This is a genomic window from Streptomyces sp. NPDC001828, assembly GCF_042892175.1.
In the GTDB taxonomy this organism is placed as follows: Bacteria; Actinomycetota; Actinomycetes; order Streptomycetales; family Streptomycetaceae; genus Streptomyces.
This window is the reverse complement of sequence record NZ_JBIATV010000002.1, coordinates 13,461-35,436: the sequence shown is the minus strand read 5'-3', so window position 1 is coordinate 35,436 and position 21,976 is coordinate 13,461. Positions and strand designations below refer to the sequence as shown.

The window sequence follows — 21,976 nt, the reverse complement described above, 5'->3', positions numbered from 1 at the left end:
TGCGCCCGCGCCGGCAACCGACGCTGCCCCAGGGTGGAAGTGCGCGCTGTACCCGGGGAGTACGGTCGCACCGTCCCGTACCGCAGCGGGAGTAGTCGGCCGGCCCCGCACCCACCGCCCGGGCCGGGCCCGCACGAGAGGGAGCGTCCGCCGTGGAGAGTCCGTACGAGATCCGCCGCGCCACCACCACGGCCGAACTGACCGCGGCGCAGCACCTGTACGACGGCCCCGCCCGCGAGGAGTGGGCGGCGCGCTTCCTCGCCGCGCCGGGCCATCTGATGCTCATCGCGTACGCCGCCGGCGCTCCGGTGGGCTTCGTGTCCGGCATCGAGATGCTCCACCCGGACAAGGGCGGCGAGATGTGCCTGTACCAACTGGCCGTGGCCGGGGAGCACCGCCGCCGGGGCGTCGGCCGCGCCCTGGTCGACGCGCTGGCCGCCGTCGCGCGGGACCGCGGCTGCTACGACATGTGGGTGGGCGTGGACACCGACAACGATCCGGCGCTCGCCACCTACCGCTCGGCGGGCGCGCGGGACGACGGCCCCTTCTCGATGCTGACGTGGCGGTGGAGCCGGGCCTGACCCGGCCCAGCGCCGGGCTTGAGCCTGCCCTTCGCCCGGTCCGCCCGGTCCGCCCGGTCCGCCCGGGGACTGTCGGTGCCGTTCGATAAAGTCCCCTCTTCGCGTCGTAGAACTGACGCGCGGTGCCGAGCAGCGGTACCGAGTCGCAGGACCTAGGGGTGGGGACGATGGGCAAGCGTTGCGCAGGGGTGTGGGTGACCGGGGCCGTGGCCGTGGTGGTCGGGGTGACCGGCTGTTCGGCGGGGGCGGCGGCCGTGGACACCGGCAAGAAGGCGGCCGGGGTGGCCGACCAGGCGAACAGCATGGTGCTGGCCGCGCTGACCAGGGCGGGCGACCGCTCGCAGAAGGCCGGTTCGGCCGAGATGTCGATCACGACCCAGCTCAAGGGGCAGCCGGCCCCGACCGCCATGTCGGGCGTCTACTCGTGGGGCGAGGGCGTGGCGTTCGAGGTGGAGGTGGACGCCAGGAGCGCGGGGATGCAGAAGCTCGTCTCGGACGGGTCGATGACGATGCGCTATGTGAAGGGCGCCTACTACTACGGCGTCGACGCCCAGCCCCGCGGCCCCCTCAAGGGCAAGCACTGGATGAAGATCGACGCCTCGGTCCTCCTCGGCGAGCAGGGCGTGGCGGCCGTCGCGAGCAGCGGCGACCCGACGGCGGGCCTGCGCTCCCTGCGGTACTCCAGGAACGTGACCGAGGTCGGCAAGGAGACCGTCCTGGGCCGGGCGACCACGCACTACAAGGCGGTCCTGTCGAAGGGCGACCTCGGGCAGAGCGCCAAGGCCCTGTCCGGCGAGGACGGCAACGGCCTGATGGAGCAGTTCACCGGCGGCGTCGACCAGCTCACCTTCGAGGTGTGGCTGGACGGGAACGACCTGCCGGTGCGGGTGGACGAGCGGTTCGGCCAGGCCAGGGTGTCCATGGACTTCAAGAAGTTCGGGGCCGCCAAGCCGGTCCAGGTGCCGCCCGCCTCGGACACGGCGGACATGACCGAGGCGGTCAGGAGGCAGGGCGCCCAGGCCGGCTGACGGGCCGGGTTCAGCCGAAGGAGGCCGTGGTCAGCCACTGGTCGAGCACGGCCGCGTCGCCGATGACCTCGACGGCCGGGGTGTCGGCGGGCAGCCGGCGGTAGAAGACGCGCAGCACGTCCGCGAGGGGGCCGCGCACCGCCACCGTCGCCTTCTCGTGGGCGTGGCGCCAGGTGAAGCCCTCGTCGCCGATCTCGATGAACCACTCGGCGTCGGGGGCGTCCGTGGCGTGCAGGTGCAGGGACTGGCCGGGCTCGCCGAGCGGGGTCCCGGTCTTCTTGAACTTCTGGACGAAGGTGACGAGGCCGAGCCACTCGTCGAGGGCGTCGGCCGCCACGTCGGCGGGCAGCGTGTAGGGCGCGCCCACGGTGCCGGCCGCGTCCGCGCGGTGCACGGCGGTCTCGTGGGTCATCCGGCGCGACCAGAACGAGGCGGTCGTGTCGCCGGCCCAGGACCACACCGCGAGGTCGGGCCCGGCCTCGCGCAGGGCCGCGGCGCAGAGCTCGGCACCCTCGGCGAGCCAGGCGTCCAGGACGGCCGCGTCCTCGCTCTCGGGCCCGCCCGCGCCGGGCACGTACTTCGGCTCGACCATGCCCGTGGCGCGGGTGCGCACGATGTGGTCGACCCAGCGGTGCGCCTCGCCCACGTGCAGGACCAGCTTCCGCAGCGTCCAGTCCGGGCAGGTGGGCACGGTCGCCGAGAGGTCGACGCCGGACAGGTGGCCCCTCAACTCGGTTGTCTGGCGGACGAGTTCGTCGCAGTAGACGGCGTGTTCAAGAGTCATGGCGCCACCCTAGGCAACGACTCAGACGTGGCTGTCCTCGGGGATGCTGACCAGCCAGCGTGTCTCGCGGCGCGGCCGCAGGTACAGCGCCCAGTACAGGGTGGCGACGGCGGTGATGCCGCCGGTCCACAGCAGGTACTCGGTGTCCTGCTGGGTCAGGATGTAGGCGAGTACGGCGATCAGCAGGACCGGCACCGCCGGCCACAGCGGCATCCGCCAGGCGGCGACGTGCTTGTGCGAGCCGCGCCGGCACAGCAGGGCGGCGACGGCGACCAGCAGGTACATCGCGGTCACGGAGACGCCGGTGACGCCGTAGAGGGTGTCGAGCTTGACGAAGCAGAGGGCCGCGCCGGGGACGCCGACGAGCAGGGTGGCCACCCACGGGGAGCCGAACCGGCCGAGCCGGGACAGGCCCCGGTTGACGGGCTCGGGCCAGGCCTTGTCGCGGGCGGAGGCGAACAGGACCCGGGAGTTCTGGATGACCATGACGATGCCCGCGTTGATGATGGCGAGGGCGACGCAGAGGCTGACGAACGTGCCGACCGCCGAGTTGGACCAGGCGGTGACCATCTCGCTGAGGTTGCCACTGGTGAGGGCGGCGAGGTCGGGGGCGCCGAGGGTGATGGCGACAACGGGCACCAGGATCACGGCGGTTGAGATGGCGAGGGTGGCGAGCACGGTACGGGCGACGTTGCGCCTCGGGTGCTCCAGCTCCTCCGAGAGGTAGACCGCGGTCGAGAAGCCCTGGGTGATGAAGAGGGCGATGGCGAGGCCCGAGATCACCATCATCGCGGTGACCGTCGAGGGCGCTCCGCCGTCACCGGCGACCGAGCCGTGCACCAGGGCCGAGGCGCCGCGCTCGCTGTGGGCGAAGCCGAGCACCGCGACCACTCCGGCCGCGATGACCTCCAGGACGAGGAAGATTCCGGTGATCCAGGCGTTGGCCCGCAGGTCGAGCAGGCCGGCCAGGGTGGCGAGCAGCATGACGCCGGCGCCCGCCAGCGGGGCCGGTATGTGCACGATCGGCGCGAGGTAGTCGGCGGTGCCCATCGCGATGACGGGCGGCACGATCATCACGACGAGCAGCGAGAGCACGAACACCAGCCAGCCCGCGAGCCGTCCCGCCATCGTCGACACCATGGCGTACTCGCCGCCCGCACTCGGGATGAGCGTGCCCAGCTCCGAGTAGCAGAAGGCGACGCCGATACAGAGCAGCGAGCCGATCGCGATGGTGAGGGCGGTGTAGGTGCCGAGGGTGGCGAAGAGGTCGGGCACGACGACGAAGAGGGTGGAGGCCGGCGTCACGCAGGACAGCGTGAGGAGGGTGCCGCCCACGACGCCGATGGAACGCTTGAGCTTCTGCGGGGTGGGGCCGGTCGCGGGGGCGAGCGCCTGGGGGGCGCTGAGCGTTTCCGTCATCGTGCGGTTCCGATCGACTGGTGCGGTTCCGATGCGCGGGAGCGGTATCGCCTCCGTAGGCGGGGATGGTGAATATTCGGCGGCTCCCGGGTGCCGATATGCAATCCTTCGGAGAACCGCAGGTCAATAGGGGGTTACCTGCGGAATCCGAAGATCCGGCACGGCCGGGCACCGGCATTCGGCGTTAAGGGCGCGTCAAGGCACCACGATCGGGGTGTGCGGGAACCGCAGCGTCCGCGCCGAAGTTTGTCCGTAACTTTCCGCAGTACGGACGTTCCCGGCCGAGACGACGCCGCCCCGCCGCGTCCGGCGGCGTCCGCGGGGCTCGGACAGGTCGACGATGCCGATGCGCCCGGAACGGGAAGCCAGGCCCCGGCCAGGGGGCGCCGAGGCGCCGCGCACGGGGCCCGGGCTGGGGCAAGCCGAACCCCCGCCGGCCGGGGGCCGACGGGGGCAGGGGCGGGGCGTGGTCAGTGGTTGCGGGGGAAGCCCAGGTCGACGCCCGAGGGGCCGTCCGCCGGGTCGGGCCAGCGGGTGGTGACGACCTTGCCCCGGGTGTAGAAGTGCGTGCCGTCGTTGCCGTAGATGTGGTGGTCGCCGAAGAGCGAGTCCTTCCAGCCACCGAAGGAGTGGTAGCCCACCGGCACCGGGATCGGCACGTTCACGCCGACCATGCCGGCCTCGACCTCCAGCTGGAAGCGGCGGGCCGCGCCGCCGTCGCGGGTGAAGATCGCGGTGCCGTTGCCGAAGGGGGACGCGTTGATCAGCGCCAGGCCCTCCTCGTACGTCTCGGCGCGCAGCACGCACAGGACCGGGCCGAAGATCTCGTCGCGGTAGGCGTCGGCCGAGGTCGGGACGTGGTCCAGGAGGGACAGGCCGATCCAGTGGCCGTTCTCGAAGCCCTCGACCGTGTAGCCGGTGCCGTCCAGGACGACCTCGCAGCCCTGCGCGGCGGCGCCCTTCACGTAGGAGGCGACCTTGTCGCGGTGGGCCGCGGTGATCAGCGGGCCCATCTCGGAGGACGGGTCGTTGCCGGGGCCGATCTTGATCTTCTCGGCGCGCTCACGGATCTTCTCCACCAGCTCGTCGCCGATCGCGCCCACCGCGACGACCGCGGAGATCGCCATGCAGCGCTCGCCCGCCGAGCCGTAGGCGGCCGAGACGGCGGCGTCGGCGGCCGCGTCCAGGTCGGCGTCCGGCAGCACCAGCATGTGGTTCTTGGCGCCGCCAAGGGCCTGCACCCGCTTGCCGTTGGCGGAGGCGGTGGTGTGGATGTGCCGGGCGATGGGAGTGGAGCCGACGAAGGAGACGGCGGCCACGTCCGGGTGGGCCAGCAGCCCGTCGACGGCGACCTTGTCGCCGTGCAGGACGGTGAAGACACCCTCGGGAAGCCCCGCCTCGGCGAGCAGCTCGGCGATCTTCATCGAGGCCGAAGGGTCCTTCTCCGACGGCTTCAGGATGAAGGTGTTGCCGCACGCGATGGCGAGCGGGAACATCCACATCGGCACCATCGCCGGGAAGTTGAACGGGGTGATGCCCGCGACCACGCCGAGCGACTGGCGGATGGAGGCCACGTCCACCCGGCTGGAGACCTGGGTGGACAGCTCACCCTTGAGCTGGGTGGTGATGCCGCAGGCCAGGTCGACGATCTCCAGGCCGCGGGCGACCTCGCCGAGCGCGTCCGAGTGCACCTTGCCGTGCTCGGCGGTGATCAGCTCGGCGATGGCGTCCCGGTTGGCGTCGAGCAGTGCCCGGAACTTGAAGAGCACGGTGGTGCGCTGGGCCAGCGAGGACGTGCCCCAGGTCGCGTACGCCGCCTTGGCGATGGCGACGGCCTGGTCCACCTCCTCGGCCGAGGCGAAGGCGACCTGCGTGGTGACCGCGCCGGTCGCGGGGTCGGTCACCGGGCCGAAGCTGCCCGACGTGCCTTCGACGGTCTTGCCACCGATCCAGTGGTGGACGGTCTTCGTCATGTCCAAGTGCTCCTTCACAGATGGCGGCGTCGGGCGGTGACGTGCCGTTCGTACTCCTCGCGGGCCGTGACCGCCGACGTGCGGGTCGCGGTCTCGGCCACGGGCACATCCCACCACGCCTGGGCCGGGGGCGGGCCCGACACTGTGTCGGGCGTTTCGGTCTCCACGTAGACACATGTAGGCACGTCCGAGCGGCGCGCCTGCGCGAGGGCTTCTCGCAGGTCACGCACGGTTTCGGCGCGCAGTACGCGCATCCCGAGCGAGGCCGCGTTGGCCGCCAGGTCGACCGGCAGCGGCGCACCGCCGTAGCCGCCGTCCGGCGCGCGGAACCGGTACGCCGTGCCGAACCGCTCACCCCCCACCGCGTCCGAGAGCCCGCCGATCGAGGCGTACCCATGGTTTTGGAGGATCACCACCTTGATGGGGATGTTCTCCTGCACCGCGGTGACGATTTCGGTGGGGTTCATCAGATACGTACCGTCGCCGACCAGCGCCCAGACGGGCCGGCCGGGCGCCGCGAGGCCGACTCCGATGGCCGCGGGGATCTCGTAGCCCATGCAGGAGTAGCCGTATTCGACGTGGTACTGGTCGCGCGAGCGGGTCCGCCACAGCTTGTGCAGGTCGCCGGGGAGCGAGCCGGCGGCGTTGATCAGGATGTCGTCCCCGGTGACCAAGGTGTCGAGTGCGCCGAGGACTTGGGCCTGTGTGGGGCGTGCTTCGTCCGGTGCGGGAGCGTAGGCGGCGCTCACCCGGGCCTCCCACGCGGCCTTCAGGCGCGCGCACTCGGCCTCGTGGCCGGCGGGTACCCGATGGCCCTTCAGGGCGTCGCGCAGTGCGGCGAGACCGGTGCGGGCGTCGCCGACCAGTTGGCGCCCGCCCATCTTGTGCGCGTCGGCGGGGCGGACGTTGAGGCTGACGAAGCGGACGTCCGGGTTCTGGAAGAGGGTGGACGAGGCGGTGGTGAAGTCGGTCCAGCGGGTGCCGACGCCGAGCACCACATCGGCGGTCCTGGCCAGCTCGTCGGCGGCCGCGGTGCCGGTGTGGCCGATGCCGCCGACGTCCTGGGGGTGGTCGTGCGGCAGCGCGCCCTTCCCTGCCTGGGTGCTCGCGACCGGGATGCCGGTGTCCTCGGCGAACGCGCCGAGGACGTCCTGGGCACGGGCGTGCCGCACCCCGCCGCCCGCGACGATCAGCGGCCGCCCGGCCGACCGCAACTCGCTTACGGCGAGGGTCAGTTCATCGGGGTCGACGGCGGGGGACCGAATCTGCCATACCCGCTCCCGGAAGAACTCCTGCGGCCAGTCGTACGCCTCGGCCTGGACGTCCTGCGGCAGCGCGAGCGTGACCGCGCCCGTGTTCGCCGGGTCGGTCAGGACGCTCATCGCGTTCAGGGCGGCCGTGATCAGGGCTTCGGGCCGGGTGATCCGGTCGAAGTAGCGGGAGACCGGGCGCAGACAGTCGTTGACCGACACATCGCCCGCGTACGGGACTTCGAGCTGCTGGAGCACCGGGTCGGCGGGTCGGGCGGCGAAGGTGTCGCCGGGCAGCAGCAGTACCGGCAGGTGGTTGACGGTGGCCAGGGCCGCGCCGGTGACGAGGTTGGTGGCGCCCGGCCCGATGGAGGTGGTCACCGCGTGCGTGGAGAGCCGGCCCGACTGGCGCGCGTATCCGACGGCGGCGTGCACCATGGCCTGCTCGTTGCGGCCCTGGTGGAAGGGCATGGCCTCCGGCCCGGATTCGAGCAGCGCCTGCCCGATCCCGGCGACGTTCCCGTGCCCGAAGATGCCCCAAGTCGCCGCGATCAGGCGGTGGTTGACGCCGTCGCACGCGGTGTACTGGCGGGCCAGGAAGGCGACCAGGGCCTGGGCGGTGGTGAGGCGGCGCGTCGTACCGGTCACTGGTATCCCTCCATGTGGTCGGGATGGAAGGAGATCTTCCACTCCCGGTCCCGGCCCGGGCCCGCCATCACGTTCAGGTAGTACATGGCGTTGCCCGGCTGGGCGATCGACGGCCCGTGCCAGCCGTCCGGCACGAGCACCGCGTCGCCGGAGCGGACCTCGGCGAGCAGCTCGGCGCCGCCGTCGCGGGACGGCGCGATCCGCTGGTAGCCGTAGCCGCCCGGGCGCTCGAACTCGAAGTAGTAGATCTCCTCCAGCTCGCTCTCCCGGCCCGGCAGGTGCTCGTCGTGCTTGTGCGGCGGGTACGAGGACCAGTTGCCGCCGGGCGTGACGACCTCCACGGCGATCAGCCGGTCGCAGGCGAAGGCGTCCGCGGCGGCGAAGTTGCGTACCGTACGGGCACAGTCGCCCGAGCCACGGGCCTCGACGGGGACCTGGGGCGCGGGGCCGAGGCGAGCGGGAAGCCGTCGCTCGCAGCGCGCTCCCGCCAGGGCGAACCGGCCTCCCGCGCCGGAGGTGATCCGGGCGTCCGCGTCCCGCGGGACGTAGGCGAAGTCGGTGGGCCCCTCGAACACGCCCTTGCGGCCGCTCAGTTCGAGGTCGAGGCCCTCGGTGCGCACGACGCACCCGCCGGCGAGCGGCACCACGAGCCACTCGCTGTCCCCGGTGGCCAGCAGGTGCGAGCCGCCGGGCGGCAGGTCGAGCACCCGCAGGGACGAGTAGCCCCAGCCGGCGCGTGCGGGGTCGATGTCGAGGGCGTACGCGTCACGGGCCGAGACCCCGGCCCGCACGAGCAGTTCCTGGCGTTCCATCATCCGTTCCCTGCCTCCTACAGCAGCCCGACGGCGGTGTCGACGGCGGCCGCGACGTCGCCGTCGGCCGGATAGAGCAGTGAGCGCCCCGCGACGAGGCCCTGCACGGTGGGCAGTTGCAGGGCCCCGCGCCACTTCTCGAAGGCGGCGTCCTGATCGTCCCCTATGTCCCCACCGAGCAGCACCGCCGGGAGCGTGCTGGCGGCCATGACGCGGGCCATGTCGTCGGGGTTCTCGGTGACGGGCACCTTCAGCCAGGTGTACGCGGAGGTGCCGCCGAGCCCGGAGGCGATGGCGATGGACCGGGTGACGGCCTCGGCGGAGAGGTCGTTGCGGACCTCGCCGTCGCGCCGGTGACAGATGAACGGCTCGATGAACAGGGGCAGTTGACGCTCCGCCATGTCGTCGACGGCCCGGGCTGCGGCGTGCAGGGTGGTGAGCGAGGCCGGGTCCTGGTAGTCGATCCGCAGCAGCAGCTTGCCCGCGTCGAAGCCGAGCCGGTCCAGGTCCTGGGCGCGGTGACCGGTGAAGCGGTCGTCGAGCTCGAACGCGGCGCCGGCGAGGCCGCCGCGGTTCATGGAGCCGATGACGACCTTGTCATCGAGGGCGCCGAGCAGCAGCAGGTCCTCCAGGACGTCGGCCCCGGCGAGCACGCCGTCGACGCCGGGCCGCGACAGGGCGAGGCGGAGCCGGTCCAGGAGGTCGCCCCGGTCGGCCATGGCGAGCCGGTCGGCGCCGACGCCGAGCGCGCCGCGGGCCGGATGGTCGGCGGCGATCACCATCAGCCGCCCGCCGTCGTCCCGCAGCAGCGGCCGGCGCACCCGGCGGGCGGCGGCCTCGGCGACGGCCTCGGGGCGGCGGGCCCGGATCCGCGCGAGCCCGCCGGGACCGAGGTCGCCGCTCACGCCCGGCCGCCTTCCAGGACGCGCTCGACCTCGGCGGGGAACGGCATGGCGGCGGAACAGGCGAGCCGGGACGCGACGATGGCCCCGGCGGCGTTGGCGTACCGCATGACGCGTTCGAGCTCCCATCCGGCGAGCAGTCCGTGGCAGAGCGCTCCGCCGAACGCGTCCCCCGCACCGAGCCCGTTGACCACGTCGACGGGCACCGGCGGCACCTCGACGGCGGTCCCGCCCCGGTGTACGGCGAGCACCCCCTTGGGCCCCTGCTTGACGACGGCGAGCTCCACCCCGGCGGCGAGCAGCGCGTCGGCGGCGGCCCGGGGTTCGCGCTCGCCCGTGGCCACCTCGCATTCGTCGATGTTGCCGACGGCGACGGTGGCGTGGGAGAGGGCGGCACGGTAGTGGGGCCGGGCCTCGTCCGGCTCGGCGCCGGCTGCGTCCTTCCAGAACATGGGCCGCCAGTCGAGGTCGAAGACCGTGAAGCGGCCGGGTCCCGCCACGGCCCCCGGGAGACCCGTGGCGGAGCCGCCGAGCGGCGCGGCGGGAAGGGGCGGGGTGGAGGAGGAATCCCCCCTGACCCCGAGCGCGGCCAGCGTCGCCGCCCGGCTGGGCTCCGCGCACAGGCCCGTGCCGGTGACCCAGAAGATCCTGGCCGCCCGGATCGCCGCGAGGTCCAACTCGGCCTCGCGCAGCTCCAGATCGGGCGTCTTGGGCAGCCGGTAGAAGTACAGCGGGAAGTCGTCCGGCGGGAACAGCTCGCAGAAGGTGACCGGCGTGGGCAGCCCGTCCACGGGGGTGGCCCAGCGCGCGTCCACCCCGAAGTCGCCCAGCTCGGCGCGGAGGTAGGTGCCGAACGGATCGCGCCCGGTGCGGGTGATGACGGCGGTGCGGCGGCCGAGCCGGGACGCGGCGACCGCCACGTTGGAGGGCGAGCCGCCGAGGAACTTCCCGAACGAGCCGACCTCCGAGAGCGGCACCCCGGTCTGCAACGGGTAGAGGTCGACCCCGATCCGGCCCATCGTGATCAGGTCATACGGAACCTCGTCCATGCACGTCCCCTCGGGTCGCCGGATCGCCGGTGACCCCAGGTCTAGCCGCCGACTCCCACCCCTGTCAATCTTTTGTCCTTACATTCGGACGTGGCCTTGACACTCCTCCCGGACCCCCGGAAGGCTGGCCCCATGACGACGGCGAAGACCCGCATCCGGATCGGTTCGGCCCCCGACTCCTGGGGCGTCTGGTTCCCCGACGACCCTCGCCAAGTCCCCTGGCAGCGCTTCCTCGACGAGGTCGCGGGCGCGGGCTACCGGTGGATCGAACTCGGACCGTACGGCTATCTGCCCACCGACCCCGCGCGCCTCGCCGAGGAGACCGCCGCCCGCGATCTGCGCGTCTCGGCCGGGACGGTCTTCACGGGGCTGCACCACGGCCCGGCCGTGTGGGAGAAGACCTGGGCGCACGTCTCGGAGGTGGCCGCGCTGGCCGAGGCCACCGGCGCCCGCCACCTCGTCGTCATCCCGTCCTTCTGGCGCGACGACAAGACCGGCGAGGTCCTGGAGAGCAGCACGCTCACCGCCGCGCAGTGGCGTGATCTCGCCGGTCAGACCGAGCGCCTGGCCCGCGAGGTACGGGACCGCCACGGCCTGCGCGTGGTCGTGCACCCGCACGCCGACACCCACATCGACAGCGAGGAGAACGTGGCCCGCTTCCTGCACGCCACCGACTCCGACCTGGTCTCGCTGTGCCTGGACACCGGGCACTACGCGTACTGCGGCGGCGACAGCGTCAAGCTGATCGAGACGTACGGGGAGCGGATCGGCTATCTCCACCTCAAGCAGGTGGACCCGGAGGTACTGGCCCAAGTGCGCGCCGAGGGAACGCCGTTCGGGCCCGCCGTCGCGCGGGGCGTGATGTGCGAGCCGCCGCACGGCGTGCCCGCGCTCGAACCGGTCCTGGCCGCGGCGCAGGCCCTGGACGTCGACCTCTTCGCGATCGTCGAGCAGGACATGTACCCGTGCGATCCGGACAAGCCGCTGCCCATCGCCGAGCGCACCCGCGCCTTCCTCCGCTCCTGCGGGGCCTGACATGACCCTGGGCATCGCCGTCATCGGCACCGGCCGCATGGGCGCCGACCACGTGCGCCGCGTCGACTCCGTCACCGGCGGCGCCCGCGTCGCCGCCGTGGCCGACCTGGACGCGGAGCGCGCGGCCGCGGCGGCCGCCGGCATCGAGGACTGCTCCGTGCACACCGACCCGGCCGCCGCGATGGACGCGCCCGGCGTCGAGGCCGTCCTCATCGCCTCATCGGGCCCGGCCCACGAGGCGGCCCTGCTCGAAGCCTTCGCGCGCGGCCTGCCCGTCCTGTGCGAGAAGCCGCTCACCCCCGACCCGGCCGGCACCCTGCGCGTCATGGAGGCCGAACAGCGCCTGGGCCACCGCCTGGTCACGGTGGGCTTCATGCGCCGCTACGACCGCGAGTACCAGGATCTCCAACACACGCTCAACCAGGGCGAGTTGGGGCGCACCCTGATGCTGCACTGCCGCCACCGCAACGCGGCCTCGCCGTCCTTCTTCACCACCGGGATGCTGATCCGCGACTCGGTGGTGCACGAGGCGGACGCGACCCGCTGGCTGCTCGGCCAGGAGATCACCGCCGTACAGGTGCTGCGCCCGCGCCCCTCCTCGTACGCCCCGCACGGCCTCGGCGATCCCCAGCTGGTCCTGTTCGAGACGTCCGGCGGCGCGGTGGTCGACGTCGAGATCTTCGTGAACTGCGGCTTCGGCTACGAGGTGCGCTGCGAGGCGGTCTGCGAGCGCGGCACCGCCTCGATCGGCGGGGGCGGCGGGCTCCTCACCCGGACCGCGGGCCGCGCGGGCCACGCCGTCCCGCAGGACTTCACGGTCCGCTTCGCCGAGGCCTACGACCGCGAGGTGCAGGCGTGGGTGGACGCGACCCGGCAGGGCCGCGCCGCGGGCGCGAGCACCTGGGACGGTTACGCCGCCGCACTGGTCTGCGAGGCGGGCGTACGGGCGCAGGAGTCCGGCGAGCGCGTCGAGGTGGCCCTGCCGGAGCGCCCGCCGCTGTACAAGTAGCCCGCACCCGGGCGGGGCCGACGGCCCGCGCACCACGGGGAGCGTTCACCCATTTGCCTCAACCGCCCTTTACGTCACCCGCGTTACAAGGATCTCCCTCCCGTCACACATGTCTCGATTACGCGGGTCTTGCGTCACAGGCGGTCGACAGGAGCCCCCCTGGCCTCACTCTCTGTCGTTCAACGGGCACAGGCTGAGTGATCGCCAAGCGTTCGCGCCGCAGCTCCCCCGACGACCTTCCGGCCGCCGCTGCGGCGTACGCAGGGAGGTGCCTTACATGACCGACCGAAGGCTCTGGTCCTACAAGGAAATCGCCGCGCACATCCGGGTGCAGCCCGACACCGTGCGCTCCTACCGCAAGCACGGACTCCTTCCGGCGCCGGACCTCGTGGAGAACGGCAAACCCTTCTGGTTCGCGGACACGATCCGCGCCTGGGTCGCCCGCCGGCCCGGAAACCGCGGCCGCCGCGCCGATTGACGGGGATGCGCACCGGGGGCGGCGCTCGCGTCGTTATCACCACGAAACGCCCCCGGCCGCGGCCACATCGGTCGCGTCATACCCCCTAGGGGTATAACCTGGGGAACGTGAGGGCGCCCCGGTCTCCCCGTGGGCCCCTCGTGCACCATGGATCCGTACGCCCGTGAAGAGGAGAACGCCATGACCGCCGAGACCGAGACCACCGTCGCCGCGACCGGTTCCTGCTGCTCGCCCGCCGGCAGCTGCCACAGCGACGGGGCCGCCGACGTCCAGGTGGGCGCCGTCACCACCGTCTACAAGGTCTCCGGCATGACCTGCGGCCACTGCGAGGGCGCCGTGTCCGGCGAGATCTCCGAGATCGCGGGCGTCGGCTCGGTGAAGGCCGTGGCCGCCACCGGCGAGGTCACCGTCGTCTCGGCCGCCCCGCTCGACGAGGAGGCGGTACGCGCGGCCGTCGACGAGGCGGGCTACGAACTGGTCGGCCGCGCCTGACCCGGCGCGCCTCCCCTCGGCCGGCCCTCCGCCGGCCCCGTGCGGCCCTGCCCGCTTTCCGGAGCCCCACGCGCGTACGGGGTGACCTGCGGGTTTCCGCGGATGCCGGCCGATGGGCCCGGCGCGCCCCGGCCACCATCAAAGGCAGCCTTTTCCGGGCATTCGGCTACAACGCGGCCGCGGTCCCGCCGGCCGCCGCCGCCCTGTTGAATCCGATGATCGCGGGCGCGGCTATGGCGCTCTCCTCCGTGTTCGTGGTAACCAACAGCCTACGGTTGCGTTCCTTCACCTGACCTCCACAAAGAGATCTAGATCACAGAGGTTTTGAGGTAACCATCGGGAGGGGTCGGGAGTCTAAGTGGGCGATGCCACGGATGTCTTGGGGGACGTCCATGGAATGTCTTGGGGGACGTTCCAGGCAACGCGTTGGCCGGGGCACGTACGTCGGGAGCTTTGAGCGGCCCACCCGACAGGTACGTACCCCGGCAGACCGCCTAGACCCCCGGCCGGATCCCGTGGGGGGAATCCGCACCGGGAAACAGGGAAGCGCCCCGACTGCCAACCCGTGGGGGGATTGGCAGCGGGGCGCTTTCCGACTTTCGGAAGCTTTCTGAAGGCCTCGGGTCAGCGACCCTCGACCGGCACGAAGTCGCGCAGGACCTCGCCCGTACTGTGCTGGCCCGGGGGACGACCCCCGGACCCCCAGCAGTCCGGGTCAGCGACCCTCGACCGGCACGAAGTCGCGCAGCACTTCACCCGTGTAGATCTGACGCGGGCGGCCGATGCGGGAGCCGGGCTCCTTGATCATCTCGTGCCACTGGGCGATCCAGCCCGGCAGGCGGCCGAGGGCGAAGAGGACCGTGAACATCTCGGTCGGGAAGCCCATGGCGCGGTAGATCAGACCCGTGTAGAAGTCCACGTTCGGGTACAGGTTGCGCGAGACGAAGTAGTCGTCGCTCAGCGCGTGCTCTTCCAGCTTCAGCGCGATGTCGAGCAGCTCGTCGGACTTGCCGAGGGCCGAGAGGACATCGTGCGCGGCGGCCTTGATGATCTTCGCGCGCGGGTCGAACGACTTGTACACCCGGTGGCCGAAGCCCATCAGGCGGACGCCGTCCTCCTTGTTCTTCACCTTGCGGATGAAGGAGTCCACATCGCCGCCGTTGGCCTGGATGCCTTCCAGCATCTCCAGGACCGACTGGTTGGCGCCACCGTGCAGGGGGCCCCACAGGGCGCTGATGCCGGCGGAGATCGAGGCGAACATGTTCGCCTGCGAGGAGCCGACCAGCCGCACGGTGGAGGTCGAACAGTTCTGCTCGTGGTCCGCGTGCAGGATGAGCAGCTTGTCCAGCGCCGAGACGACGACCGGGTCCAGCTCGTACTCCTGGGCCGGCACCGAGAACGTCATGCGCAGGAAGTTCTCGACGTAGCCGAGGTCGTTGCGCGGGTAGACGAAGGGGTGGCCGATCGACTTCTTGTACGCGTACGCCGCGATCGTCGGCAGCTTGGCGAGCAGCCGGATCGTGGAGAGGTGGCGCTGCTTCTCGTCGAACGGGTTGTGGCTGTCCTGGTAGAACGTGGACAGCGCGGAGACCACCGAGGACAGCATCGCCATCGGGTGGGCGTCACGCGGGAAGCCGTCGAAGAACCGCTTCACGTCCTCGTGGAGCAGCGTGTGCCCGGTGATCTCGCTCTTGAAGCTGGAGAGCTCGTCGACGGTCGGAAGCTCGCCGTTGATCAGCAGGTACGCGACCTCGACGAAGGTCGAGCGCTCCGCCAGCTGCTCGATCGGGTACCCGCGGTAGCGCAGGATGCCCTGCTCGCCGTCCAGGTAGGTAATGGCGGATTTATAGGCGGCGGTATTGCCGTATCCGCTGTCGAGGGTGACCAGTCCGGTCTGGGCTCGGAGCTTCCCGATGTCGAAGCCCTTGTCGCCGACGGTGCTGTCGATCACCGGGTAGGTGTACTCGCCATCGCCGAACCGCAGTACTACAGCGTTGTTCGCGTTCTCGCTCACGTCATCCCTCACCGACGTAGTGCCTCTTCTTCGAGGTGCCCTGACTGTCTCTACCATCCCCCATTTGGCTCAGCAGAGTGCACTCGGGGTCGCCCATTGGGCTTATTCACGGCACTCAGTGCCGTCAACCTGCTCATCCTGCCCCCTTCGCCCCGGTTAGGAAAGTCCGGGGTGGGGTTTCACACCAAAGTGCCCCCTGCCAGCCTGTGAGCGAGTGCGGTAAAGCGCCTGCCTGCGGAAACGGTACGGACCGCCTGACCGATCGCCTTGCGGGACCCCACCAGGACGACGAGCTTCTTGGCGCGGGTCACCGCCGTGTAGAGCAGATTGCGCTGGAGCATCATCCAGGCGCTGGTGGTGACCGGGATGACGACGGCCGGGTACTCGCTGCCCTGGGAGCGGTGGATCGTCACGGCGTAGGCGTGGGACAGCTCGTCCAGCTCGTCGAAGTCGTACGGCACCTCCTCGTCCTCGTCCGTCAGGACCGTCAGCCGCTGGTCGTCGACGTTGAGCGCGGTGACCACGCCGACGGTGCCGTTGAAGACGCCGTTCTGGCCCTTCTCGTAATTGTTGCGAATCTGGGTGACCTTGTCGCCGACGCGGAACACCCTTCCACCGAACCTTTTCTCCGGCAGGTCGGGCCGGCCGGGTGTGATCGCCTGCTGGAGAAGGCCGTTGAGGGTGCCGGCGCCCGCCGGGCCGCGGTGCATCGGGGCGAGCACCTGGATGTCGCGGCGCGGGTCGAGCCCGAACTTCGCCGGGATGCGCCGGGCCACGACGTCGACGGTGAGCCGGCCCGCGTCCTCCGTCTCGTCCTCGACGAACAGGAAGAAGTCGTCGAGGCCCGAAGTGATGGGCGGGAAGCCGGAGTTGATGCGGTGGGCGTTGGTGACGACGCCGGACTTCTGTGCCTGCCGGAAGATCCGGGTAAGACGCACGCTGGGGACGGGACCGCCCTCGGCGAGCAGATCGCGCAGCACCTCGCCGGCGCCGACCGAAGGCAGCTGGTCGACGTCACCCACCATCAGCAGATGGGCGCCCGGGGCCACCGCCTTGACCAGCTTGTTGGCGAGCAGCAGGTCGAGCATGGAGGCCTCGTCGACGACGACCAGGTCCGCGTCCAGCGGCCGGTCCTTGTCGTACGCCGCGTCGCCGCCCGGCTTCAGTTCGAGCAGGCGGTGCACGGTGGAGGCCTCGGCGCCGGTCAGCTCCGCCAGGCGCTTTGCGGCCCGGCCGGTCGGCGCGGCCAGTACGACCTTGGCCTTCTTGGCGCGGGCCAGCTCCACCACGGAGCGGACCGTGAAGGACTTGCCGCAGCCCGGGCCGCCGGTGAGCACGGCGACCTTGCTGGTCAGGGCCAGCTTCACGGCTTCCTGCTGCTCGGGCGCGAGCTCCGCGCCGGTACGCCCCGCGAGCCAGCCGAGCGCCTTGTCCCAGTCGACCCCGGCGAATCCGGGCATCCGGTCCTCACCGGTCCGCAGCAGCCGGCCGACCTGGGCGGCGAGTGAGAGCTCGGCGCGGTGGAACGGCACGAGGTAGACGGCGGCGACGGGCTCGCCCCCGTCGGGCCCCGGCACCTTCTCGCGCACGGCCCCCTCCTCGGCGATGAGCTCGGCGAGGCATTCGATGACGAGCCCGGTGTCGACCTGGAGGAGTTTCACCGCGTCCGCGATCAGGCGCTCCTCGGGCAGGAAGCAGTGCCCCTGGTCGGTGGACTGGGACAGCGCGTACTGCAGGCCCGCCTTCACGCGCTCCGGGCTGTCGTGCGGGATGCCGACGGCCTGGGCGATCTTGTCGGCGGTGAGGAACCCGATGCCCCAGACGTCGGCGGCCAGCCGGTAGGGCTGGTTCTTCACGACCGAGATCGAGGCGTCCTCGTACTTCTTGTAGATGCGCACGGCGATCGAGGTGGAGACCCCGACCCCCTGGAGGAAGACCATGACCTCCTTGATCGCCTTCTGTTCCTCCCACGCGGCGGCGATCTTCTTGGTGCGCTTGGGCCCGAGGCCCGGAACCTCGATCAGACGCTTCGGATCACGCTCGATGATGTCGAGCGTGTCCGCGCCGAAGTGCTGGGTGATGCGGTCGGCGAAGACCGGGCCGATGCCCTTGATCAGGCCGGAGCCGAGGTAGCGGCGGATGCCCTGGATGGTGGCGGGCAGGACCGTCGTGTAGTTCTCGACGGTGAACTGCTTGCCGTACTGGGGGTGGGAGCCCCAACGGCCCTCCATCCGCAGCGACTCCCCCGGCTGCGCGCCGAGCAGCGAGCCGACCACGGTGAGGAGGTCGTTGCCGCCCCGGCCGGTGTCGACCCGCGCGACGGTGTATCCGCTCTCCTCGTTGGCGTACGTGATCCGCTCGAGGACCCCCTCGACCACCGCCGCACCCGTGAGACTGGACATCCCCCGACGCTACCGCCCCGCACTGACAACCCGGACAACACGGTTGCGTACCAAGGGAGTCGGGGTGGAGGCAGGAGCTGATCGAGGGGGCTCAGAGGGGCCCGCGACGCCTCGGCGGGGCCGATGGGGACCCGTTCCGGCCAGTTCAAGGGGGCCCGGTCCGTCGACCGGGCCCCTCGATTTCCCTCCCCGCCAGCGCTTCCCGAAATCCCCCCGGATCCCTCCCCTGAAGCACTGACGCCCCTTAGACCACCGTCACCCCGAAAGGGTTGCACGACTGCGAGCGGTAATTTTTCCGGAAGCCCGGCGTACGCTCACGGCCCGCCTCGACATGCCGACGAAGCGGGCCGAACGTAGCGTTTGCGGCATGAGCGACAATCCCTCCCCCACCCCTGACGGCGCCCCCTCGCAGCAGTCCTTCCACCAGGACGTCATGGACGAGCTGGGCGACGACGGACTCCAGCGGATCGCCGGACTGCTCGGCACGGACGCGGCGGGCGCGCAGGACGTGGTCGGTACGACGATGTCCGCGCTGTCGGGCGGACTGCCCCCGGACACCAAGGAGGAGGTCCGTCAGGCGGTCGCGGACGCCCCGCCCGAGGAGGCCCCCTTGCAGGGCGTGGCCACGCTGGGCGGCGGGCTCGGCGGCATGCTGAGCGGTGGTCTGGCGGCCGGCGTCCTGGCCAAGGTGGCCCGCCCGGTGGCGAACGCGGTGGCCAAGAAGACGGGTCTGCCGCCGGCCACGGTGGCGAAGGCGCTGGAGGTACTGCTTCCGGTCGCGCTGGCCGTGCTGACGAAGCGGGCGGCATCGAGGCCGACGGCGTCGGGCGCGGCGCCGGGTGCGTCCCCCGGCCAGGCGGGCGGTCCCGCCGCCGGGACGGGCGCGGGCGGCCTCGGCGACATCCTGGGCCAGATCCTGGGCGGAGCGGGCAAGAAGTAGCGGCCGGAAGGGGGCGGCTTCAGCGGCAACGGCTCCGCCCCGGGCCGCCGCGGCCGAAGTGGCGCGGCGGGCCCGGGGCGGAACCGGTGGTCAGCCCGTCGTCCCGTGCAGGAACGCGTCGCCGTGGGCGGCGATGTGTGCCTCCAGGGCCGCGAGGGCCAACTGCGTGTCGGCCGGTGTGCCGCCGGTGTGCCGCTCGGCGTAGTAGGCCGCGCCGAGCCGCTTCAGCAGGTCGTTGCCGGCCCGCTGCTGCTGGACCTCGTCCACCTTCTGCTTGCCCTGGTTGAGCGCGCTCTGCGCCTGCTCCTTGGCCCGGTCGAGAAAACCTGCCATGACCGCCTCCGTTCGTGATCGTGCCCCGTCACCGCATCCCTTCCCCCATCCTCCCCACTTCCCACGTCCCCCGTCACCCGGGCGCCACTGGCGTACCTCGCCGAGCACCTCCCGGAGCCGGGCGGCGTGGGTCTGTGGCGGTTCCCGTCGAGGGCGTCCCGGCGGGGTTTCTGCCGGGGGCGGCCGCGTAGCCCACCCCCGGCCCGGGCCCGCACACCCGCGCGAATACCCTGACGCGCATGCCCGCCCCCGCCCGCCCCAGGGCTCACTCGCGTCACACCGCCGCCGCCAAGGCATCCGCCCTGGCCCTCGGCGTCCTGCTGGCGTCCGCCGCGTGCTCCGGGTCGCCATCGGCCGCACCCGTAGCCGTTCAGTCCGCCCCGGCGAGCCCCGAGGCGGCGGTCGCCGTCACGGCCCAGCCCACGCCGGACCTGCCGCCCGGCACGATCACCCTCGCGTTCGGCGGCGACGTCCACTTCACCGAGCGGACCGCGCCCCGCCTGAACTCCACCCCGGCGGACCCGGCCCTCGGCCCGCTGTCCAAGACCGTCGCGGCCGCGGACTTCGCGATGGTCAACCTGGAGACCGCGATCACGACGCGGGGCGCGGCGGAGCCGAAGCTCTACCACTTCCGCACCCCGCCCAGCGCCCTGACCGCGCTCCAGGAGTCGGGCGTGGACGCGGTGTCGATGGCCAACAACCACGCCGTCGACTACGGCCCCGCCGGCCTGGCCGACACCCTCGACGCCGTCCACCACGCCCCCATACCGGTGCTCGGCATAGGCGCGAACGAGGCCGAGGCGTACAAGCCGTACGTCAAGAACATCCGTGGGGTGCGGCTCGCCGTCGTCGCGGCGAGCCAGGTGATGGACCTGACGAACGACAAGTTCCGCGCCGGTCCGAAGAAGCCGGGCATAGCGTCCGCGCTGGACCAGACGAAGCTGATCGCGGCGGTGAAGCGGGCGAAGGCGGAGGCGGACGTCGTCGTGGTGTATCTGCACTGGGGCACCGAGGGGCAGTCCTGCCCCGGACCCGAGCAGAAGTCCATCGCCGCGAAGCTGTCGGCGGCGGGGGCGACGGCGGTGGTGGGTACGCACGCGCACGTGATGCTGGGCTCCGGGATGCTGGGCAAGTCGTACGTCAACTACGGCCTGGGGAACCTGCTTTGGTACGGGACGTCGCCGTATCCCCGCTCCAACGACAGCGGGATCGCGACGCTGACGATCGCGCACGGCAAGGTCGTGAAGCAGGCCTTCGCTCCTGCGGTGGTGGACGGGCGGGGGGTGCCCATGCCCCAGTCGGGGGCGGCGGCGAAGTCCGTCACCGACCGGCTGGCCTCCCTACGGGGATGCACGGCGCTGGCCCCGGGGCCACGGGGCTGATCCCTGGGGGCTCCGCCCCCAGACCCCCGTTCGCGCCTGAACGGCGCTCGTCCTCGAACTCCCCCAAGGCCTCAAGGGCCAGGGGGGACCCCCATGACGGGCTGGGTATGCCTGCACTGGCCCGCACCAATGCCTTTAGGGGCGCGGGGAACTGCGCGACCGGCCACGCACGGCCCGCAGCCGAACCCATGGGGCCCGGGGCGGAACCCCGGGACGTCGGCCCGCGGCCCGGGAGGCGGGCCTCAAAGAATGCGCGGACCCGCCGTGGACCCCCGCACCATCAACTCCCCGTGGACCGTGGCGATCCCGCCCGGCGGGGCCGGTTCGAGGCCGAGGGCGAGGCGGCCCGCCCGGGCCCCCGCCTCGTACAGCGGCAACCGCACCGTCGTCAGCGCCGGCACCGCGTCCGCGCTGAACGGCAGGTCCACGAACCCGGCCACCGACACGTCTCCGGGGACGGAGAGCCCACGGTCCCGCAGCGCCGCGCACGCCCCCAGCGCAACCGTGTCGTTGGCGGCCACCACGGCCGTCAACTCCGGCTCCCGACGCAGGAGTTCGAGCGCCGCGTCGTACCCGGACCTGCGGTCGTAGGACCCGTGCACCACCAGCGGGTCGAGCGCGAGGCCCGCCGCCTCCAGGGCGGCCCGGTGGCCCTCCAGGCGGTGCCGCGTCGTGGTGCGTTCCGTGGGCCCGGCGACGTAACCGATCCGGCGGTGGCCGAGGCCGATGAGGTGCTCGGTCAGGCGCCTGCCGCCGCCCCGGTTGTCGAAGGCGAGCGTCGCGGTGACGCTGTCGCCGGGCAGCGGCGGCCGTCCGCACAGCACGATCCGGGTGCCCGCGTCCGCGAGCCGCGCGAGCTTCGCACCCACGGCCGCCTGGTGCGCCGGGTCCTCAAGGGCCCCGCCCGTCACGATCACGGCGGCCGCGCGCTGGCGCTGGAGCAGTGTCAGATAGGTGAGTTCGCGCTCCGGCGAGCCCCCCGTGTTGCAGATGACGGAGAGCTTCTCGCGCGCTCCGCGCTCCTCGCCGATCGCCGCCTGGGCGGCGCCGGCCATGATGCCGAAGAACGGGTCGGCGATGTCGTTGACGAGGATGCCGACCAGGTCGGAGGTGGCCGCGGCGAGTGAACTCGCGGGCCCGTTCAGGACGTAGTCCAGCTCGTCGACCGCGCGCAGCACCCGCTCCCGGGTGGCCGCGGCCACCGGGTAGTTGCCGTTGAGGACGCGCGAGACCGTCGCCGGGGACACCTGGGCCCGGGCCGCCACATCCGCCAGGGTCGCTGTCATCTCTGCCTCCGCACCGGTCGGACCGCGTTCGCGCCGTTCAAGCTTTCGGCCTCTTGTCCGAGGCGCTGTGCGCAGGCTAGCGTCCTGCCCAGTAGAAAGCGCTTGCTATCAGCATTCTCCCAGGTTCCGGGCGCTTTCCGCACAGCCGTGCCCGCCCGC

The 21,976-nt window shown here is 72.0% G+C and carries 19 protein-coding genes and 1 pseudogene; 9 read left to right on the top strand and 11 right to left on the bottom strand.

Annotation, left to right across the window (positions count from 1 at the left end; all coding sequences use genetic code 11):
• Positions 1–152 precede the first annotated feature (152 nt).
• Together ACFYZA_RS07030 and ACFYZA_RS07025 are read left to right on the top strand one after the other, a co-directional pair.
• Complete coding sequence (locus ACFYZA_RS07030) at positions 153–581, top strand: GNAT family N-acetyltransferase (protein ID WP_388488074.1); 429 nt, start codon at positions 153–155, stop codon at positions 579–581.
• A gap of 167 nt (positions 582–748) precedes the next feature.
• Positions 749–1,609 carry a hypothetical protein gene (locus ACFYZA_RS07025; RefSeq protein ID WP_388488071.1) on the top strand — a complete coding sequence of 287 codons (861 nt, stop codon included), beginning with the start codon at positions 749–751 and terminating at the stop codon, positions 1,607–1,609.
• A 10-nt stretch (positions 1,610–1,619) separates the two neighbouring features.
• Here ACFYZA_RS07025 and ACFYZA_RS07020 read toward each other — a convergent pair whose 3' ends face one another.
• From ACFYZA_RS07020 to iolC, 7 genes are all read right to left on the bottom strand, one after another.
• Positions 1,620–2,393: a maleylpyruvate isomerase family mycothiol-dependent enzyme gene (locus ACFYZA_RS07020; RefSeq protein WP_388488069.1), complete on the bottom strand. Its 774-nt coding sequence runs from the start codon at positions 2,391–2,393 to the stop codon at positions 1,620–1,622.
• A 21-nt stretch (positions 2,394–2,414) separates the two neighbouring features.
• Entirely contained in the window at positions 2,415–3,812 is a 1,398-nt protein-coding gene (locus ACFYZA_RS07015; protein ID WP_388488067.1) for an APC family permease, read from the bottom strand.
• Positions 3,813–4,282: 470 nt separating this feature from the next.
• Positions 4,283–5,785: a CoA-acylating methylmalonate-semialdehyde dehydrogenase gene (gene mmsA / locus ACFYZA_RS07010; RefSeq protein ID WP_388488065.1), complete on the bottom strand. Its 1,503-nt coding sequence runs from the start codon at positions 5,783–5,785 to the stop codon at positions 4,283–4,285.
• A gap of 14 nt (positions 5,786–5,799) precedes the next feature.
• The gene (gene iolD / locus ACFYZA_RS07005) at positions 5,800–7,683 is read right to left on the bottom strand and encodes a 3D-(3,5/4)-trihydroxycyclohexane-1,2-dione acylhydrolase (decyclizing) (protein ID WP_388488063.1); all 1,884 of its coding nucleotides are present in this window, start codon (positions 7,681–7,683) and stop codon (positions 5,800–5,802) included.
• Positions 7,680–8,495: a 5-deoxy-glucuronate isomerase gene (iolB, locus tag ACFYZA_RS07000; protein ID WP_382588572.1), complete on the bottom strand. Its 816-nt coding sequence runs from the start codon at positions 8,493–8,495 to the stop codon at positions 7,680–7,682. Before iolB ends, iolD begins: the two co-directional genes overlap by 4 nt.
• 17 nt (positions 8,496–8,512) lie before the next feature.
• Positions 8,513–9,400, bottom strand: coding sequence for a deoxyribose-phosphate aldolase (locus tag ACFYZA_RS06995; RefSeq protein WP_388488061.1), 888 nt, complete (start codon positions 9,398–9,400; stop codon positions 8,513–8,515).
• Positions 9,397–10,446: a 5-dehydro-2-deoxygluconokinase gene (gene iolC / locus ACFYZA_RS06990; protein ID WP_388488059.1), complete on the bottom strand. Its 1,050-nt coding sequence runs from the start codon at positions 10,444–10,446 to the stop codon at positions 9,397–9,399. The genes ACFYZA_RS06995 and iolC overlap by 4 nt, the downstream gene beginning before the upstream one ends.
• Before the next feature lie 132 nt (positions 10,447–10,578).
• Between iolC and ACFYZA_RS06985 the strand changes: the two genes are divergently transcribed.
• From ACFYZA_RS06985 to ACFYZA_RS06965, 5 genes and pseudogenes are all read left to right on the top strand, one after another.
• Positions 10,579–11,481 carry a sugar phosphate isomerase/epimerase family protein gene (locus ACFYZA_RS06985; RefSeq protein ID WP_382588339.1) on the top strand — a complete coding sequence of 301 codons (903 nt, stop codon included), beginning with the start codon at positions 10,579–10,581 and terminating at the stop codon, positions 11,479–11,481.
• A gap of 1 nt (position 11,482) precedes the next feature.
• Entirely contained in the window at positions 11,483–12,490 is a 1,008-nt protein-coding gene (locus ACFYZA_RS06980; RefSeq protein WP_388488057.1) for a Gfo/Idh/MocA family protein, read from the top strand.
• A 277-nt stretch (positions 12,491–12,767) separates the two neighbouring features.
• Complete coding sequence (locus tag ACFYZA_RS06975; protein WP_382588335.1) at positions 12,768–12,968, top strand: helix-turn-helix transcriptional regulator; 201 nt, start codon at positions 12,768–12,770, stop codon at positions 12,966–12,968.
• Between the two features lie 180 nt (positions 12,969–13,148).
• Entirely contained in the window at positions 13,149–13,460 is a 312-nt protein-coding gene (locus ACFYZA_RS06970) for a heavy-metal-associated domain-containing protein (protein ID WP_382588333.1), read from the top strand.
• 68 nt (positions 13,461–13,528) lie between these two features.
• Positions 13,529–13,753, top strand: a pseudogene (locus tag ACFYZA_RS06965) (hypothetical protein); the annotation flags it as partial.
• 422 nt (positions 13,754–14,175) lie between these two features.
• Here the strand turns inward: ACFYZA_RS06965 and ACFYZA_RS06960 are convergent.
• On the bottom strand, positions 14,176–15,474 hold the full coding sequence (locus ACFYZA_RS06960) for a citrate synthase (RefSeq protein ID WP_100578456.1): 1,299 nt from the start codon (positions 15,472–15,474) through the stop codon (positions 14,176–14,178).
• 179 nt (positions 15,475–15,653) lie between these two features.
• Positions 15,654–17,876 (bottom strand): ATP-dependent RecD-like DNA helicase, encoded by a 2,223-nt coding sequence (locus tag ACFYZA_RS06955; protein WP_388488053.1) that lies wholly within the window; start codon positions 17,874–17,876, stop codon positions 15,654–15,656.
• Between the two features lie 367 nt (positions 17,877–18,243).
• Between ACFYZA_RS06955 and ACFYZA_RS06950 the strand changes: the two genes are divergently transcribed.
• The gene (locus tag ACFYZA_RS06950; protein ID WP_388488051.1) at positions 18,244–18,816 is read left to right on the top strand and encodes a DUF937 domain-containing protein; all 573 of its coding nucleotides are present in this window, start codon (positions 18,244–18,246) and stop codon (positions 18,814–18,816) included.
• 90 nt (positions 18,817–18,906) lie between these two features.
• Here the strand turns inward: ACFYZA_RS06950 and ACFYZA_RS06945 are convergent, their stop codons facing one another.
• Positions 18,907–19,149, bottom strand: coding sequence for a hypothetical protein (locus tag ACFYZA_RS06945; protein ID WP_382600425.1), 243 nt, complete (start codon positions 19,147–19,149; stop codon positions 18,907–18,909).
• Positions 19,150–19,388: 239 nt separating this feature from the next.
• Here ACFYZA_RS06945 and ACFYZA_RS06940 point away from each other — a divergent pair, with 239 nt between their 5' ends.
• On the top strand, positions 19,389–20,531 hold the full coding sequence (locus ACFYZA_RS06940) for a CapA family protein (protein WP_382600427.1): 1,143 nt from the start codon (positions 19,389–19,391) through the stop codon (positions 20,529–20,531).
• Positions 20,532–20,773: 242 nt separating this feature from the next.
• On the opposite strand, the gene ACFYZA_RS06935 is transcribed toward ACFYZA_RS06940, so the two are convergent.
• The gene (locus tag ACFYZA_RS06935) at positions 20,774–21,817 is read right to left on the bottom strand and encodes a LacI family DNA-binding transcriptional regulator (RefSeq protein WP_388488048.1); all 1,044 of its coding nucleotides are present in this window, start codon (positions 21,815–21,817) and stop codon (positions 20,774–20,776) included.
• Positions 21,818–21,976 lie beyond the last annotated feature (159 nt).

What these genes read in the sequence shown, in the direction of transcription:
- ACFYZA_RS07015 (WP_388488067.1), bottom strand. Translation starts at nt 3,812, where the DNA reads ATGACGGAAACGCTCAGCGCCCCCCAGGCGCTCGCCCCCGCGACCGGC.
- ACFYZA_RS06940 (WP_382600427.1), top strand. Translation starts at nt 19,389, where the DNA reads ATGCCCGCCCCCGCCCGCCCCAGGGCTCACTCGCGTCACACCGCCGCC.
- ACFYZA_RS06985 (WP_382588339.1), top strand. Translation starts at nt 10,579, where the DNA reads ATGACGACGGCGAAGACCCGCATCCGGATCGGTTCGGCCCCCGACTCC.
- ACFYZA_RS06975 (WP_382588335.1), top strand. Translation starts at nt 12,768, where the DNA reads ATGACCGACCGAAGGCTCTGGTCCTACAAGGAAATCGCCGCGCACATC.
- ACFYZA_RS06970 (WP_382588333.1), top strand. Translation starts at nt 13,149, where the DNA reads ATGACCGCCGAGACCGAGACCACCGTCGCCGCGACCGGTTCCTGCTGC.
- ACFYZA_RS07020 (WP_388488069.1), bottom strand. Translation starts at nt 2,393, where the DNA reads ATGACTCTTGAACACGCCGTCTACTGCGACGAACTCGTCCGCCAGACA.
- ACFYZA_RS06980 (WP_388488057.1), top strand. Translation starts at nt 11,483, where the DNA reads ATGACCCTGGGCATCGCCGTCATCGGCACCGGCCGCATGGGCGCCGAC.
- iolB (WP_382588572.1), bottom strand. Translation starts at nt 8,495, where the DNA reads ATGGAACGCCAGGAACTGCTCGTGCGGGCCGGGGTCTCGGCCCGTGAC.
- mmsA (WP_388488065.1), bottom strand. Translation starts at nt 5,785, where the DNA reads ATGACGAAGACCGTCCACCACTGGATCGGTGGCAAGACCGTCGAAGGC.
- ACFYZA_RS06955 (WP_388488053.1), bottom strand. Translation starts at nt 17,876, where the DNA reads ATGTCCAGTCTCACGGGTGCGGCGGTGGTCGAGGGGGTCCTCGAGCGG.
- ACFYZA_RS06935 (WP_388488048.1), bottom strand. Translation starts at nt 21,817, where the DNA reads ATGACAGCGACCCTGGCGGATGTGGCGGCCCGGGCCCAGGTGTCCCCG.
- ACFYZA_RS07025 (WP_388488071.1), top strand. Translation starts at nt 749, where the DNA reads ATGGGCAAGCGTTGCGCAGGGGTGTGGGTGACCGGGGCCGTGGCCGTG.
- ACFYZA_RS06945 (WP_382600425.1), bottom strand. Translation starts at nt 19,149, where the DNA reads ATGGCAGGTTTTCTCGACCGGGCCAAGGAGCAGGCGCAGAGCGCGCTC.
- iolC (WP_388488059.1), bottom strand. Translation starts at nt 10,446, where the DNA reads ATGGACGAGGTTCCGTATGACCTGATCACGATGGGCCGGATCGGGGTC.
- ACFYZA_RS06950 (WP_388488051.1), top strand. Translation starts at nt 18,244, where the DNA reads ATGAGCGACAATCCCTCCCCCACCCCTGACGGCGCCCCCTCGCAGCAG.